This window comes from Aquabacterium sp., from assembly GCF_041915145.1.
Lineage (GTDB): Bacteria > Pseudomonadota > Gammaproteobacteria > Burkholderiales > Burkholderiaceae_C > Aquabacterium.
This window is the reverse complement of record NZ_JAYSBZ010000016.1, coordinates 19,576-35,421: the sequence shown is the minus strand read 5'-3', so window position 1 is coordinate 35,421 and position 15,846 is coordinate 19,576. Positions and strand designations below refer to the sequence as shown.

Genomic DNA, 15,846 nt, shown 5'->3' with positions numbered 1-15,846 from the left:
CTCGCTGGAGGCCATCTCTGCATTGGCTCCCTCAGCATTCGAGGACGCGAGGCTAATCACAGCCGCAAAACGACGCGTCACCCGGCCGGGTGACGACCCCCGATCGAGGGGCGTGCAACATCCACACAGTTCACGAAATCGCAGCGCTGGGCCGCGCCAGCCCGTGCTTCGGCGCCGCGCTCGACCGCTACAGTCAGGCCCCATGGATACCCCGCTGCCCCATCAACCGCTGCTGCTGTCTCAACTCATCGGGCTGATCTACGAGACGGCTGCCGATCTGTCGTTGTGGCCGCGCCTGCTGGAGCAAATGGCGTCGTATCTGAACCAGGCCACATCGGCCCCCTCGCCGGGGTCGCGCCCCGATCTTCATCAAATCGTCACGGGCTGGTTCGACGGCGAGACGCCAGCCAGCCTGCACGGCCTGCCGGCCGAGCAGTCGTTGCTGGCCTGTCTGGCGCCGCACTTTCAGCGCGCTCACGACATCCACCTGCAACTCAGCGAGGCCGAAACCGAGCGCAATGCTCTCGAGTGCGTGATGGATCGGCTGCCCCTGGGCATGGCCATCGTGGACGCCAACGGCAGCATCATCAGCATGAACCGCAGCCTGCTGTCGATCACTCGCGGGCGTAACGCCCTGAAGATCGACGCTGGGCGACTGGCATCGACGCCAACCGCAGCGCTGGAACACGCGCTGCAGCAGGTGCTGTCGAGCCGCTCGGGGCAGACATGCGACGTCCCGCTGCGGCTGCCCGGCGCCGAACCAGGCACCACGCTGTCGCTGTGGGTGAGCAAGCTTGCCGCGTCCGCCCCCTCGACGCGGCACCACGCCCCGCGCGCCCTGGTGCTGGCGGCCAGCCAGACTTCGCGCGCGCTGTCCGAAGCCGGGCTGTCCGCCCTGTTCGGGCTCACGCCAGCCGAGGCACGGCTGACGCAACAACTGGCCCTGGGGCAGTCGGTCGAAGAAGTCTGCAAGGCCCAGGGTGTTTCGACCAACACTGCCAAGACGCATCTGAAACGGGTGTTCTCTAAGGTGGGGGTCAAGCGCCAGGCCGAGCTGATGCAAGCGGTGTATTCGAGCCCGCTGTGGCTGGATCACACCCCGCACCCGCCGGGCACCGCGGCGCAGACCTCGTTGCTCGCGCCGCCAGCGAGCCAGCACGACGCGTTGTCGATCACGCTCGATCACGGGCGGCGCCTGTTCTATTCGGACAGCGGCCCGTCCGACGGCTTGCCCGTGATCCTGATGCACGGCATCGCAGGTTCGCGCCATTTGCGCCACCCCGACGACGCGCTGCTGCTGGCGCAAGGCATCCGCCTGATCATCCCCGAGCGCCCGGGCAGCGGAGACTCCGACCCGCTGCACGAGCGACGCATCACCGATTGGCCGCGCGACGTGATCGCGCTGGCCGACCACCTCGGCATCGAACGCTTCGCCGTGCTGGGCTATTCGGCGGGCACGCCCTACGCGATGGCCACCGCGCTGGCCCGCCCCGATCGCGTGCTGGCCCAGTCCCTCGTGGCCGCCATGCCGCCGATCGATCGCATGGAAGACGTGCGCGACTACTCGCCGACCTTTCGCATGAGCATGCTGGTGGCCAAATTTGCTCCGTCGCTGCTGCCGCCGCTGATCCGCGTGATGGTCAAGAGCATCAGCAAGAACGTCTACCGTTTCATCGAGCAATCGCTGTCCGCCGCCACCGATCTTGATCGCCGCGTATTTGAAGACCCCCGACTGCGCGCCAGCTACGCCAACGGCCTGCTGGCGGGCGTCAAGCGCGGCGTGCAAGATATGGTGCTCGAAGTGCTGCTGACCTCGCACGACTGGGGGCTGGCCCCCGCAGCGATCACCACCCCGACGCACTTCTGGCACGGCGAGGCCGACAAGCTGGTGTCGCTCAACGGCGCCCGCAAGCTGGCAAGCCAGGTGCCTCACGCCACGTTTGAAGTGCTGCCAGGCGGGGGCCACTACATCATCTACTCGCACTGGCACGACATCCTCACCCGACTGCGCCGCGCCATGCAGGCAACCGCCCCTGCCTGAGCAACACCCTCTACACTGCGCCCAGCTCTGTTCATCTCGCCACGGGCGGGCACCCACGATGTCTACGGTTGATCGCCAACGCTCCGTTCAGGGGCTCTCGGGTTTGCGCCCGTTTCTGCGGCCCTACGCCAAGCACATGGCGCTGGCGGCGCTGGCGCTGCTGGCGGCGGCGCTCACCACGCTGTTTGTGCCCGCCGCGCTGCGCCAGCTCATCGATCAGGGCGTGCTGCACGCCGAGGCGGGCAGCCGCGCCATGGCCATGCGCGGACACTTCTTGCAGCTCTTTGGCGCCGGTGTGGCGCTGGCGGTGTTTTCGGCGGCGCGGTATTTCATGGTGACGTGGCTGGGCGAGCGCGTCACGGCCGATCTGCGCGCCGCCGTCTACGCCCATGTGCTCGAACAAAGCCCCGAATTTTTCGAGACCACGCAAACCGGCGAGGTGCTCTCGCGCCTGACCGCCGACACCACGCTCGTGCAAACGGTGGTGGGCTCCAGCCTGTCGCTGGGTCTGCGCAACTTGGTCATGGGCCTGGGCGCGCTGGTGATGCTGGTCTGGACCAACCCCTGGGTGATGACGCAGGTGCTGGGCCTGCTGGTGCTGGTGGTGCTGCCGGCGGTGTGGTTCGGGCGCCGGGTGCGGCGGCTGTCGCGCGCCAGCCAGGATCGGCTCGCCGATTCGAGCGCCATGGCCGCCGAGGTGCTCAACGCCATCCCGGTGGTGCAAAGCTACACGCAAGAACAGCTCGAGGCCCAGCGCTTCGACGACGCCACCGAGCGCACGTTCCAGACCGCCGTGCGCCGCGTTCGCGCCCGCGCGCTGCTGGTGGCCTTCATCATCAGCGCCACGTTTGCCGGCCTGCTGTGGGGGCTGTTCCAGGGCACGCAGGCCGTGATGCGCGGCGAGATCAGCGCCGGCCATCTGGGGCAGACGGTGTTCTACGTGATCATCCTGATCGGCTCGGTGGCCGTGCTGGCCGAGGTGTGGGGCGATCTGCAGCGCGCCGCCGCCGCCACCGAGCGGTTGATGGAGCTGCTGGCCGCGCGCTCGCCGATCGAGTCGCCCCCCCGCCCCCAAGCCCTGCCCGCCGTGCAGGCTGGCTCCGGCGTGCGGCTGCATCAGGTCGAGTTCCGCTACCCCTCGCGGCCGCAGCAGACGGCCCTGCATCAATTCAATCTGAGCGTGCACCCCGGCGAAACCGTGGCGCTGGTGGGCCCCAGCGGCGCGGGCAAGAGCACGGTGTTCCAGTTGCTGCTGCGCTTTTATGACGCGCAAGGCGGCAGCGTCGAGATCGACGGCGTCGACGTCAAGCACGCCAGCCTCGCCGAGCTGCGCCGGCGCATCGGCATCGTGCCGCAAGACAGCGTGGTGTTCTCGACCAGCGCGCTCGAAAACATCCGCTACGGACGCCCCGAGGCGAGCGACGACGAGGTGTTCGCCGCCGCCCGCGCCGCGCATGCCGATGGCTTCTTGCGTGCGCTACCCGAGGGCTATCACACGTTCCTGGGCGAACGCGGCGTGCGGTTGTCGGGCGGACAGCGCCAACGCATCTCGATCGCCCGCGCGATCTTGAAGAACGCTCCGCTGCTGCTGCTCGACGAGGCCACCAGCGCGCTCGACACCGAGAGCGAACGCGCCGTGCAGGCTGCACTCGAAGAAGCCATGCGCGGGCGTACCACGCTGGTGATCGCGCACCGGCTGAGCACCGTCATCAATGCCGATCGCATCGCGGTGCTCGACCACGGCAGGCTGATCGACATCGGCACGCATGCCGAGTTGCTGGCGCGCTGCGAGCTCTACGCCAACCTGGCGGCCGCTCAGTTCGATGCCCCGCTGGATACAGCGACGGATACATCGTCGAACAAATGATCGGTTGACATCGCCCTGCGCGCGCGAGCCCGCAAGCGAGCGGATTGCCTGAGCGCGCGAGGCAGACCGCGCACGGTGCCGCCGACGCATCCGGCTTGTACGCATCCGGCCCCCCGTGAATGATGGGCGCGGAAATTCCGCATGGGCCAATTGTCAATTAGTAGACAAACTGCCTCCGTCTGCTGTCAAGACGGTTTGGGGGGCTGACCACCGTTCACCGCGTACCCGTGATGCTGTCGCACAGGCATACATCGTGGCGAGTTCGCCGGCTCATTTTTCTCCTCCGCGCGACTCCCACCACTGACCCAAGTTCCTTTTTTGCCGATAGCGCGCGAGGCCCGTCATGAGCAACCCGTTCGACACCCCTGATACCGCCACCCTCGTCCTGCAAAACGACGAACAGCAGTATTCGCTGTGGCCCAGCTTTTTGCCGCTGCCCAAGGGGTGGACAGCCGTGCACGGCCCGGCCCCGCGCGCCGAGTGCCTGACTTACGTCGACACCCACTGGACCGATCTGCGCCCCGCCAGCCTGCGCAACGCGGCCTGAGCTGAGCGCCGCAGCATGGTGCTGGCTGCCAGCACCGCAGCCTCCTCCATCGGACACCCACGGTTCGGACACCGACCATGCAACAAGAATCCACCCCTGCGTCCGCCGCACCCGCTGCGGCTGAACAAGCCACCTTCTTTCCGCTCACCATCGCCCAGCGCGGCATGTGGTTCGCCCAGCGCCTGGGCGCGCCAAACGCGGTGTTCAACCTGTCCGAGGTGCTGATCATCGACGGCGAGATCGACGTCGAGCGCTTCTACGCCGCGATGAACCAGACCGCGATGGAAGCCACCGCCACGCGGCTGCGCTTCATCGAGGTCGAAGGCAGCCCGCTGCAGGCCATCAACCCCGAAGTCGGCGGCATCCTGCCGATGATCGACTTCAGCGACCGGCCCGACCCGTACGCCGCCTTCATGGAGTGGGCCCAGGTCGAATACACCGCGCCGCATGACCCGCTGCAAGACCCGCTCTGGACCACCGGCCTCATCAAGGCCTCGCCCACGCGCTACTACTGGTACCACCGCGCCCACCACATCCTGATCGACGGCTTTGCCGGCGGCCTGCTGGCGCGCCGCATCGCCGAGACGTATACCGCGCTGGCCAATGGCCCCGTCGAGCTGCGCCCCTTCGGCTCGCTGCCCGATCTGGTGGCCGAAGACCTGGCCTATCGCACGTCTGAAGACTTCGCCGGCGAGCGCAAATACTGGACCGAGCTCTACGCCGACCGCCCCTCGCCCGTGAGCCTGGCTGAGTGGAAGCCGCTGCAAGTGGGCGGCATCCTGCGCCAGTCGTGCCAGCCGCCGGCCGAGCTGATGCTGGCCGCGCGCGAAACCGCCAAGACGCTGGGCGGCAGCTTCCCGCAGCTGATGATCGCCGCCATCGGCATCTACTTCTACCGCATGACCGGCGCCAACGATCTGGTGCTCGGCCTGCCCGTCACGGCGCGCACCAACAAGAAGCTGCGCAGCATCCCGGCCATGCTGGCCAATGCGGTGCCAATGCGCCTGAGCATGCGCCCCGACCTCAGCGTGGCCGACGTGCTCAAGCAGGTCGGCCGCCGCGTGCGCGAAGCCCTGCGCTACCAGCGCTACCGCTATGAAGACCTGCGCCGCGACCTCAACCTGCTGGGCGAAGGCCGCCACCTGTTCACCACCGTCGTCAACATCGAGCCCTTCGATTACGACCTGCGCCTGGGCGATGCACACGCCACGCCGCTGAACCTCACGAACGGTTCGATCGAAGACCTGGCGATGTTCGTCTACGACCGTGGCGTCAACAAAGGCGTCTGGATGGACTTCGACGCCAACCCCGAGCTCTACACGCAAGAAGAACTCGCCGGCCACCAGGCGCGCCTGCTGCGCCTGATCGAAGCCATCGTCAAGCAACCCGACCTCACCATCGGCGCGATCGACCTGCTCGATCAGCCCGAGCGCGCCACGCTGCTCGACGCGCCCAACCAGACCACGCACGCCATCACCGAGCCGCTGCTGCCGCAGCTGTTCGAGGCGCAAGTGGCCCGCACGCCGTACGACATCGCCGCGGTCTACGAGACCAACTCGGTGCTCTACACCAGCCTCAACGCGCAGGCCAACCGCATTGCGCACGAGCTGATCGCGCGCGGCATCGGGCCCGACCAGATCGTCGGCGTGGCCCTGCCCCGCACCACCGACCTGCTCGCCGGCCTGCTCGGCGTGATGAAGGCCGGCGCGGCCTACCTGCCGCTCGACCCCGATCTGCCCGCCGACCGGCTGGCATCGATGGTGGACGACGCGCGCCCGGCCGTCGTGCTCACCACGCAGGAAGTGGCCGACCGCCTGCCTGACGCGGCCACCCGCGCCGCCCTGTTGATCGCGGCCCCGAGCATCGCCGCCCGCAGCCCGCTCAACCCGAGGGAGGCCGACCGCGCGTCCAACGGCGGCCCCTTGCGCGCCGAGCATGCCGCGTATGTGATCTACACCTCGGGCTCCACCGGCAAACCCAAGGGCGTGGTGGTCACGCACGGCGCACTGCGCAACTTCCTCGTGGCCATGCAGGGCACGATCGGGCTGGAGCGCAGCGACCGCCTGCTCGCCGTCACCACCATCAGCTTCGACATCGCCGGGCTCGAGCTTTATCTGCCCATCATCAGCGGCGCGCGCGTCGTGATCGCGCCGCGCAGCATCGTGCGCCATCCGCCGGCGCTGGCCCGCCTGATCGTCACCTCCGGCGCCACCGCCATGCAGGCCACCCCCTCGCTGTGGGAGACCTTGGTGGGCGGCGACGCCGATGTGCTGCGCGGCCTGCGCGTGCTGGTGGGCGGCGAAGCCCTGCCCGCCACCCTGGCCCGCTCGCTGCGCGAAGTGGCGTGGGACGTGATCAACCTCTACGGCCCCACCGAAACCACGGTGTGGTCCACCAGCCTGACGCTGCAGGGTCAGCAAGGCAGCGAGTCGCCCGTGGCGACCGACCTGGCCGCACCCGAGTCCGCTCACGAAAAAGGCCCGTCGATCGGGCACCCGATTCTCAACACCCAGGTCTACATCCTCGACCCCGGCCTGCAGCCGGTGCCGGTGGGCGTGACGGGCGAGCTCTACATTGCCGGCGACGGCGTGGCGCGCGGCTACCTCAACCGCCCCAGCCTCACGGCCGAACGTTTCATTGCCGCCCCCTTCGGCCCGGCCGGCAGCCGCATGTACCGCACCGGCGACCTGGCTCGCTGGAAGACGGGCGACGACGGCACGCTGGTGCTCGACTACCTGGGCCGAGCCGATATGCAGGTCAAGATCCGCGGCTTCCGTATCGAGCTGGGCGAGATCGAAGCCGCGCTGGCCGCGCATTCGAGCGTGGCACAAGCCGCCGTGATCGTGCGTGAAGACCGCCCGGGCGACAAGCGTCTGGTGGGCTACGTGGTGGCGCAAGACGGCGCCACGCCTGACGCTGGCGAGCTGCGCCAGTTCATCGCGCTCACGCTGCCCGACTACATGCTGCCGGCGGCCATCGTCACCATCGACCGCCTGCCGCTCATGGCCAGCGGCAAGCTCGACCGCCGCGCGCTGCCCGCGCCCGACTACGGCCAGGGTGGCGCCAACAAGCGCGGCCCGCGCAACCCGACCGAAGAGATCCTGTGCTCGCTGTTCGCCGAAACGCTGGGCCTGCCCGCGGTCGACATCGACAGCAACTTCTTCGAGCTCGGCAGCGACTCGCTGATGGTGGCCCGCGTGGTCTCGAAGGTGCGTACCACCTTCCAGGTCGAGCTGCCCCTGGCCGCGATGTTCGAGGTGACCAACATCGCCGGACTCGCCGAGCTGATCGCCAAGGCGCAGGGCGCCGAGTCCACCCTGCGTCGTCGCACCCGGCCCGAGCAGGTGCCGCTGTCGTTCGCGCAACGCCGCCTGTGGTTCCTGAGCCAGCTCGACGCGGCCAATGGCGCCTACAACATCCCGCTCACCTTGCGTCTGAAAGGCGTGCCCGACGTGGACGCCATGCAGGCCGCGGCGCAAGACCTGGTCGAGCGCCACGAGGTGCTGCGCACGGTCTTCCCCGAGCACAACGGCGTGCCCTATCAGCTGGTGCTCGACCCCAGCGAGGCGCAGCCGCGCATCGAGCTGATCGAGACCACCGAAGACGCGCTGTTCGCACAGACCTCGGCCGCCGCCGTCGAGCCCTTCGACCTGGCCCGGCAGACGCCGCTGCGCATCAAGCTCTACCGCGTGGCGCCCGACGACCACGTGCTGCAGATCATCGTCAACCACATCGCGGCCGACGGCCAGTCGCTGCACCCGCTGATGCGCGACATGGCCGTGGCCTACGCCGCGCGCCGCGCCGGGCGTGCGCTGGAGCTGCCGTCGCTGCCCGTGCAGTACATCGACTTCACGCTCTGGCAGCAGGAGCTGCTGGGCCACGAAGGCGACGCCGGCAGCCCGATCCATCGGCAAGTCGAGTTCTGGCGCAAGACCCTCGCGGGCGCGCCAGCCGAAATCGACCTGCCTTTCGACCACGCCGTGCCCGCCGTGGCCAGCTACGCGGGCGACAGCATCCCGCTGCGCCTGCCGCAGCCGCTGCACCAACGCCTGGTCACCCTGGCACGCGAAAGCCAGGCCAGCCTGTTCATGGTGCTGCAGGCCGCCCTGGCCACGCTGCTCAGCCGCATGGGCGCGGGCGAAGACATCCCCATCGGCACGCCGGTGGCGGGGCGCTCCGACCACGTGCTCGACGAGCTGATCGGCTGCTTCGTCAACACGCTGGTGCTGCGCACCGATGTGTCGGGCGAGATCACCTTCAAGCAACTGGTCGAACGCGTGCGCGGCGCCAACATCAGCGCCTACGCCAATCAGGACGTGCCGTTCGAGCGCCTCGTCGAGGTGCTCAACCCGCCGCGTTCGCGCTCGCGCCACCCGATGTTCCAGGTGATGCTGGCCTTGCAGAACTTTGGCGACGGCAGCGCGCTCAAGATGGACGACATGGCCGTGTCCAGCTACCCGATCCATGCCAGCGTGGCGCGGTTCGACCTGTCGCTGATCGTGGGTGAGCACCGCACACCCGAGGGCCTGCCGGGCGGCATCGAGGGCTATCTCGAATACCGCACCGACCTGTTCGAGCGCGCCACGGCCGAGGCCCTGGTAGCCCGCCTGGTGGTGCTGCTCGAAACGATCTCCGAAGCGCCCACCTTGCCGCTGGCGCAGATCGAAGTCCTGTTGCCCGAAGAGCGCGACGAGCTGGTTTCGCAGTGGGGCATGGGCTGAGCGCCAGCCCCGCCCTGCACCACCGCCCCAGTTGCAACCGCAGTCCATCCGCAGTCCATCCGACCTCCCCCGAAGGACCCTTGCCATGCACGCACTCAGTTTTGCCGCGCTGTTCGAAGCCCAGGTCGAGCGCACGCCCGACGCCATCGCCCTGATCACCGGCTCGCTCACCTGGAGCTACGCCGCGCTCAACGCCCGTGCCAACCGCCTGGCGCATGCGCTGCGGGCACGTGGCGTGGGCCCGGGCAGCATCGTGGCCGTGGCGCTGCCGCGCAGCGGCAAGATGGTGGTCAATGAGCTGGCCGTGCTCAAGGCCGGCGGGGCCTTCCTGCCCATCGACCCGCACTACCCGGCCGAGCGCATCCGCTACATGGTCGAAGACGCCCGCCCGGCCTTCGTGCTCACCGACAGCAGCACCGCGCGGCACCTGCCCGCAGACCTCGACGCCCTCGCACCGCTGCTGGTGCTCGACACCGACGAGTCGCAAGACATGCTCAAGCGCCAGTCGGACCGCAACCCGGCGCCTGCCTCCACCTCGCTGGCCGAGGCGGCCTACCTGATCTACACCTCGGGCTCGACGGGCCGCCCCAAGGGCGTGGTCGTCACGCACCAGGGCGTGGCCAACATGGCCGAGGCCTTCGTCAAGCAGCTCGAGGTGACGCCCGACGCGCGCGTGTCGCAACTGGCCTCGCCCAGCTTCGACGCCTCGGTCATGGAGATGCTGATGGCCTTCGGCGCGGGCGCCACGCTGGTGGTGCCGCTGCGCGAGGTGATGGTGGGTGAGATCCTGGCCGAAGTGCTGGTCGACCTCGAGATCACGCACGCGCTGATCCCGCCGGCCACGCTGGCCACCATCCCCGAGACCGGGCAAGGCTTCCCGCTGCTCAAGGTGCTGGCGGTGGGTGGCGAAGCCTGCTCGCCCGAGCTGGTGGCGCGTTGGGCACCGGGGCGCCGCATGATCAACGCCTACGGCCCGACCGAATCCACCATCTGCACCACGATGAGCGCCCCGCTCGAAGCCGACGGGGGCCGCGTGCAAGGACGCATTTCAATGGGCCGCCCCATCCCGAACGCGATGGTGATGGTGCTCGACGCCAAGCTGCGCCCCTGCCCGGTGGGCGTGCCCGGCGAGCTCTACATCGCCGGCATCGGCCTGGCGCGTGGCTACCTCAACCGCCCCGGCCTGACCGCCGACCGCTTCGTGGCCAACCCCTACGGCGCGCCCGGCAGCCGCATGTACCGCACCGGCGACGTGTTGCGCTGGCGGCAAGACAAGACGCTCGAATTCGTCGGCCGCGCCGACAACCAGGTGAAGCTGCGCGGCTTCCGCATCGAGCTGGGCGAGATCGAATCGGTGCTCGCCGCCCAACCGGGCGTGGCGAGCGCGGTGGTCACGCTGCGCGAAGACCGCCCCGGTGACAAGCACCTGATCGCCTACCTCGTGGCACGCGACGGCCAAACCGTCGACACCACCGCCGTGCGAACTGCGGCCGCCCGGCAACTGCCCGAGCACATGGTGCCTGCCGGCCTGATGCTGATCGACGCCCTGCCCCTCACCCCCAACGGCAAGCTCGACCGCAACGCCCTGCCCGCCCCCGACGAGCACGCCCTGGCCCCGACCCGGCCGGCACGCGCGCCCGCCACCCCCACCGAGACCAAGCTGTGCCAACTCTGCGCGCAGGTGCTGGGTCGCGACGGGGTGGACGACGCCGACGCCAACTTCTTCGAGATCGGCGGCCATTCGCTGCTGGCCATCCAGCTGGGCCGCCGCATCCGCGACGAGATCCGGGGCGACTTCCCGATCGCCGGCGTCTACACCACGCCGGTGCTGTCCGAGCTGGCCAAGCTGCTCGACGGCAGCGCCCCGCTGAGCGAAGAGCTCGACCTCGACCGCGACAGCCAACTGCCCGCGCACATCAAGAGTGCTGCCAGCGCGGAGGGCGGCGAGCAGCTCGATCTCGACCTGAGCCTGCCGACGCACGCGCAGCGCGTCTTCCTGACCGGCGCCACCGGCTACGTGGGCAGCTACCTGCTGGCCAACCTGCTGAGCGAGAGCACCGCCACCGTGGTGTGCCACGTGCGCGCCGCTGACCAAGCCACCGCCCGCCAGCGCCTGGTCGCCGCGCTCAAGGAGCAGCGCCTCGAAGCCGCCTGGGACGACGGTCGCGTCGAAGTCGTGCTGGGCGATCTCGGCCTGCCGCAGCTCGGCCTTGATGAAGCCGGCGTGCACACCGTGCGCGACACCTGCGACAGCATCATCCATTGCGGCGCGAAGGTCGACTTCCTGCACCCCTACGCCAGCCTCAAGGCGGCCAACGTCGACGCCGTCATCACGCTGCTCGAATGGACGACGCAGGGCTGCGCCAAGCGCATGCACCACGTGTCCACGCTGGGCATCGTCGACACCACCAAGATCCGCGGCACCATCAGCGAAGCCACGCCGCTCGATGCCTGGCGCGGTCTGGTGGGCGGCTACAACCAGAGCAAGTGGGTGGCCGACGCCCTCGTCACCCAGGCGCAGGCCGCTGGCGTGCCGGTGTCGATCTACCGCCTGGGCAGCGTCACCGGCGACCACGCCCACGCGCTGTGCAACCCGGCTGACTTCATCTGGCGCATGGCCCGCCTGTGCGCCGAGCTGGAAGCCATCCCCGACATGGATCTGGCCCTCAACATGACCCCGGTGTGCGACGTGGCGCGCGCCGTGGTGCGCCTGTCCAACCAGGCGATGCCGGCCGAGCACGGCGCCATCTACCACCTGCTCAGCGGCCAGGAGCTCACGCTGCACGACCTGGGCCCGGTGCTGCAAGAGCTCGGCCTGAACCCGCGCTACGTGAGCATCGACGAGTGGGCCGCCATCGCCCGCAACAAGCTGCACGCCGACTCGGACGACAACCTGCTGGCGCTGCTCGCCATCTTGTCGAAGTACGACCGCGCCGCGCAGCGCCCCCACATCGTGGGCGATGCCACCCGCACCGCGCTCGAAGGCGTGGGCGCCCCGATCGCCCGCGTCAGCCGCGCCTTGCTGGTCCGCTACCTGAAGAACCTGGGCGTCCACGGCCCCAGCGTGGTCACCTCGTGACGCGCACACCCTGAAGTCCACCCCATGAAGTCACTACGCATCCTGATGGCCGCCACGCCGATGGCGGGTCACGTCAACCCCCTGCTGGGCGCCGCGCGCGGCCTCATCGCCCGGGGGCACGAGGTCGTCTTCAACACCGGCTCGGTGTTCAAGGACAGCATCGAGAAGATCGGTGCCCACTTCGTGCCGCTGCACGAAGAGATCGACTACGACTACCGCACGATCGACGAGCGCTTCCCCGAGCGCGCGCAATTGCCGCCCGGCCCGGCGCAGATGCTGTGGGGCGTGCGCCACCTGTTCGCCGATTCCATCCCGCGTCAGTTCGAAGGCCTGCAGGCCTTGCTGGCCGAGTACGACGCAGCCGGCCGGCCGATCGACGCCATCGTCATCGACACACTGTTCTGCGGCGCCTTCCCCTTCCTGCTGATGCCCACCGAAGCCGGCAAGCGCCGCGTGCCGGTGGTGTCGCTGGGCGTGAGCGTGCTGGCGCAAAGCAGCGTCGACACCGCCTTCTTCGGGCTGGGCCTGCCGCCGTCGAGCACGCCGCGTGGCCGGGCCCGCAACACCGCCATCAACCACTACATGCAGCACAGCGTGTTCGGGCCGCTGCAGCAGTACGCCAACGACACGATGGCCTCCATCGGCTGCCCGCCGCTGCCGCATTTCATTTCTGATGCCGGCAGCCTGCTGCCCGACCGCTACCTGCAGCTCACCACCGAGCGTTTCGACTACCCGCACAGCGACCTGCCGAAGAACTTTGCCTTCGTGGGCCCGGTGATCCCGCCGGCCGGCGCGTTCACCGAGCCGAGCTGGTGGCACGAGCTCGACGGCTCCAAGCCGGTGGTCGTGGTCACGCAGGGCACGCTGGCCAACGGCGACCCGCGCCAGCTCGTGGTGCCCGCCATGCAGGCCATGGAGGGTGAAGACGTGATCGTGATCGTCGGCACCGGCGGCCCACCGGTCGACATCATCCCCGGCCCGCTGCCCGCCAATGCGCGCGCCGGCACCTTCCTGCCCTTCCACCAACTGCTGCCCAAGGCGGACGTGCTCGTCACCAACGGCGGCCTGGGTGGCGTGACGCACGCGCTCAGCCTGGGCGTGCCGCTCGTGGTGGCGGGCGACAGCGAAGAAAAACCCGAGATCGGCGCCCGCGTGGCCTGGAACGAAGCCGGCGTCAACCTCGCCACCGGCCGCCCCAGCGCCGAGCTGCTGCGCGGCGCGATCAACGAGGTGCTGCGCAACCCGGTCTACAAGGCCGGCGCCCGCGCGCTGCAAGACGACTTCGCCCGCTACGACGCCGTGGCCGCCATCGAGCATGCGCTGTTCGACGTGGCAGCCAGCCCCGCGCCCAGCGGTGCCCATTGAGCCCCGCTCGCATCACGGTGCACACCCTGGAGACCGGGTGGGTAGACGACGCCCGGCTGGCTGCGTTGCGCAGCACGCTGGACGAGGCAGAGCGCGCGCAGGCCGATCGCTTCGCGTTTGACGCCGACCGCCGCGACTACCTCGTCGCCCACGGCCTGCGCCGGCAGTTGCTCGGCCGCGCGCTCGGCGTCGCCCCCGAGGCCTTGCGCTTCGCCATCGACGAGCCGCGCGGCAAGCCGCGCCTGGCGTGGCCCGAGCACACCGGCATCGACTTCAACCTGAGCCACACGCACGGCCTGGTCGCCTGCGCCTGGACGGCGCCGCAGCCGTCCGCCGCCTCGGTGGCGTCCGTCGGGGTGGACTGCGAAAGCGCCGAGCGCCCCATCGACGACGAACTCGCCGAAGTCTTCTGCAACCCCGCCGAGCTCGCCGCCCTGCGCGATCAGGCCGCCACCCGGCGGGTTCACGTCTGGGTGCTCAAAGAAGCCCTGCTCAAGGCCAGCGGCCGCGGCCTGGAGCTGCCGCTGCACGAGGTGCACATCGGCCTCGATCCGGCCCGCGTGCTGGGGGTTCCGGCCCGCATGGGCGATGCGGCAGACTGGCAGGTCGAGCATTGGCACCCGACATCGCGTCACATCACCGCATTAGCCTGGCGGTCAACCGATGGCGCATCCCCCACTGTGGAGCACGGACATGGCCTTGAGTAACATGCAGCATCGCCCGCACGCGTCGGCGCCCAACGAGCCGGACTTCGCGCCAACCGAATTGCTCGCCCCCGCCGAGCTGCTGGCGCCCAAGAAGCGCGGTGCCTCCAAGCTGAAAAAGTTGTCCCCACCTATGAGCGACCCCTCCGCGGCCAACGGCCTTTCATCTCTGAAGATCGACCGCGACGCGGCTCCCGCCAAGCGGCGCGGCAACTGGCTGCCCTGGACGATCGGCGCACTCGCGGTGGCAGGCGCGGCCGCCTGGTTCTTCGTGGTGCCCCACCCCGTCGAGATCAAGACCACCTCGGTGGTGGTGAGCACGCCCTCGCAGCAATACGTGCAGCTCACGGCCTCGGGCTACGTGGTGGCGCAAACGCGCGCCGCCGTGGCGTCGAAGGCCGCCGGCCGGCTGATCGAGCTCAACGTGCGCGAAGGCTCGCGCCTGCACAAGGGCGACCTGATCGCGCGCCTCGATTCGAGCGACGTGCGCGCCGGCATCCTGTCGGCCGAGGCCAGCGTGCACCAGGCCGAGGCCAATGTGCGCCAGGCCGAGGTCGAGCAGGCCAACGCCGAGGGCGAGCTCAAGCGCACCCGCAGCCTGGAGGCCAAGGGCTTTGTCTCGACGCAGGCCGTGGACAACGTGCAGACCCGCGTGAACGCCGCGCGGGCCACGGTGGCCGCCGCCAAGGCTGGCCTGGCGCAAGCCAAGGCGCAGCTCAAGATCCAGCAGGTCAACCAGGATTTCACCGAAATCCGCGCCCCGTTCGACGGCGTGGTGCTGGTCAAGAACGCCAACGTGGGCGACATGATCACGCCGATGTCGAGCGCGGCCGGCGCGCAAGGCGCGGTGGTCACCATGGCCGACATGAATACGCTCGAAGTCGAGGCCGACGTGTCCGAGGGCAACCTGTCGAAGGCCAGCCCGGGCCAGCCGGTCGAGATCGTGCTCGACGCGCTGCCCGACACGCGCTTTCGCGGTCATGTGGTCGGCATCGTGCCCACGGTGGACCGCGCCAAGGCCACGGTCATGACCAAGATCCGCTTCGACCAGCTCGACCCCCGCGTGCTGCCCGAGATGAGCGCCAAGGCGGCCTTCCTGTCGCAAGCGATCACCGAAGCCGACCAGCAACCGCTGCTGGCCGTCAACCCGGCGGCCGTGGCGCAACGTGATGGCGCCTCGGTGGTGTTCAAGCTGCGCGGCGCCGCCGACAAGGATGGCGTCGATCAGGTCGAGGCCGTCAAGGTCACCGTCAGCCGCAAGCTGGGTGACGTGGTTGAAATCAACGCCGCGCCGGGTAACGCCGCTAGTTTGAAAGCCGGCGACAAGCTGGTGCTGGAGCCGAGCGCCAAGGTCAAGGCCGGCGCCAAGGTGCGCCTGTCCACCTCTTGAGATCGCATGAGCGCCAGCCATTCCCCCCAGCCGGCCGATCTGCCCCTTGATCTGCCCCGCGATCAGGCTGTTGCCGCGCCCGAGCGCGAAACGGTCAAGCCGCTGATCCGCATCCGCGGCCTGAGCAAGACC

Annotated in this window: 8 protein-coding genes; all 8 read left to right on the top strand. The window is 69.3% G+C overall.

From position 1 onward, the window contains the following. Positions 1-202 precede the first annotated feature (202 nt). The 8 genes from ACE3SS_RS04870 (at position 203) to ACE3SS_RS04835 (ending at position 15,714) form a co-directional block, all read left to right on the top strand. On the top strand, positions 203-2,041 hold the full coding sequence (locus ACE3SS_RS04870; protein ID WP_374591925.1) for an alpha/beta fold hydrolase: 1,839 nt from the start codon (positions 203-205) through the stop codon (positions 2,039-2,041). Positions 2,042-2,099: 58 nt separating this feature from the next. Next, the gene (locus tag ACE3SS_RS04865) at positions 2,100-3,908 is read left to right on the top strand and encodes an ABC transporter transmembrane domain-containing protein (protein ID WP_374591923.1); all 1,809 of its coding nucleotides are present in this window, start codon (positions 2,100-2,102) and stop codon (positions 3,906-3,908) included. A 343-nt stretch (positions 3,909-4,251) separates the two neighbouring features. Next, complete coding sequence (locus ACE3SS_RS04860) at positions 4,252-4,455, top strand: MbtH family protein (protein WP_374591921.1); 204 nt, start codon at positions 4,252-4,254, stop codon at positions 4,453-4,455. Between the two features lie 77 nt (positions 4,456-4,532). Further along, positions 4,533-9,176 carry an amino acid adenylation domain-containing protein gene (locus tag ACE3SS_RS04855; RefSeq protein ID WP_374591919.1) on the top strand — a complete coding sequence of 1,548 codons (4,644 nt, stop codon included), beginning with the start codon at positions 4,533-4,535 and terminating at the stop codon, positions 9,174-9,176. A gap of 85 nt (positions 9,177-9,261) precedes the next feature. Next, positions 9,262-12,255 carry an amino acid adenylation domain-containing protein gene (locus ACE3SS_RS04850; protein ID WP_374591917.1) on the top strand — a complete coding sequence of 998 codons (2,994 nt, stop codon included), beginning with the start codon at positions 9,262-9,264 and terminating at the stop codon, positions 12,253-12,255. A gap of 24 nt (positions 12,256-12,279) precedes the next feature. Beyond that, positions 12,280-13,620, top strand: coding sequence for a glycosyltransferase (locus ACE3SS_RS04845; protein ID WP_374591915.1), 1,341 nt, complete (start codon positions 12,280-12,282; stop codon positions 13,618-13,620). Continuing rightward, a complete protein-coding gene (locus tag ACE3SS_RS04840; RefSeq protein WP_374591913.1) occupies positions 13,617-14,327 on the top strand; it encodes a 4'-phosphopantetheinyl transferase superfamily protein in 711 nt (236 codons plus the stop codon). Before ACE3SS_RS04845 ends, ACE3SS_RS04840 begins: the two co-directional genes overlap by 4 nt. Further along, the gene (locus ACE3SS_RS04835) at positions 14,314-15,714 is read left to right on the top strand and encodes an efflux RND transporter periplasmic adaptor subunit (protein WP_374591911.1); all 1,401 of its coding nucleotides are present in this window, start codon (positions 14,314-14,316) and stop codon (positions 15,712-15,714) included. Before ACE3SS_RS04840 ends, ACE3SS_RS04835 begins: the two co-directional genes overlap by 14 nt. The last annotated feature ends 132 nt before the right edge of the window (positions 15,715-15,846 follow it).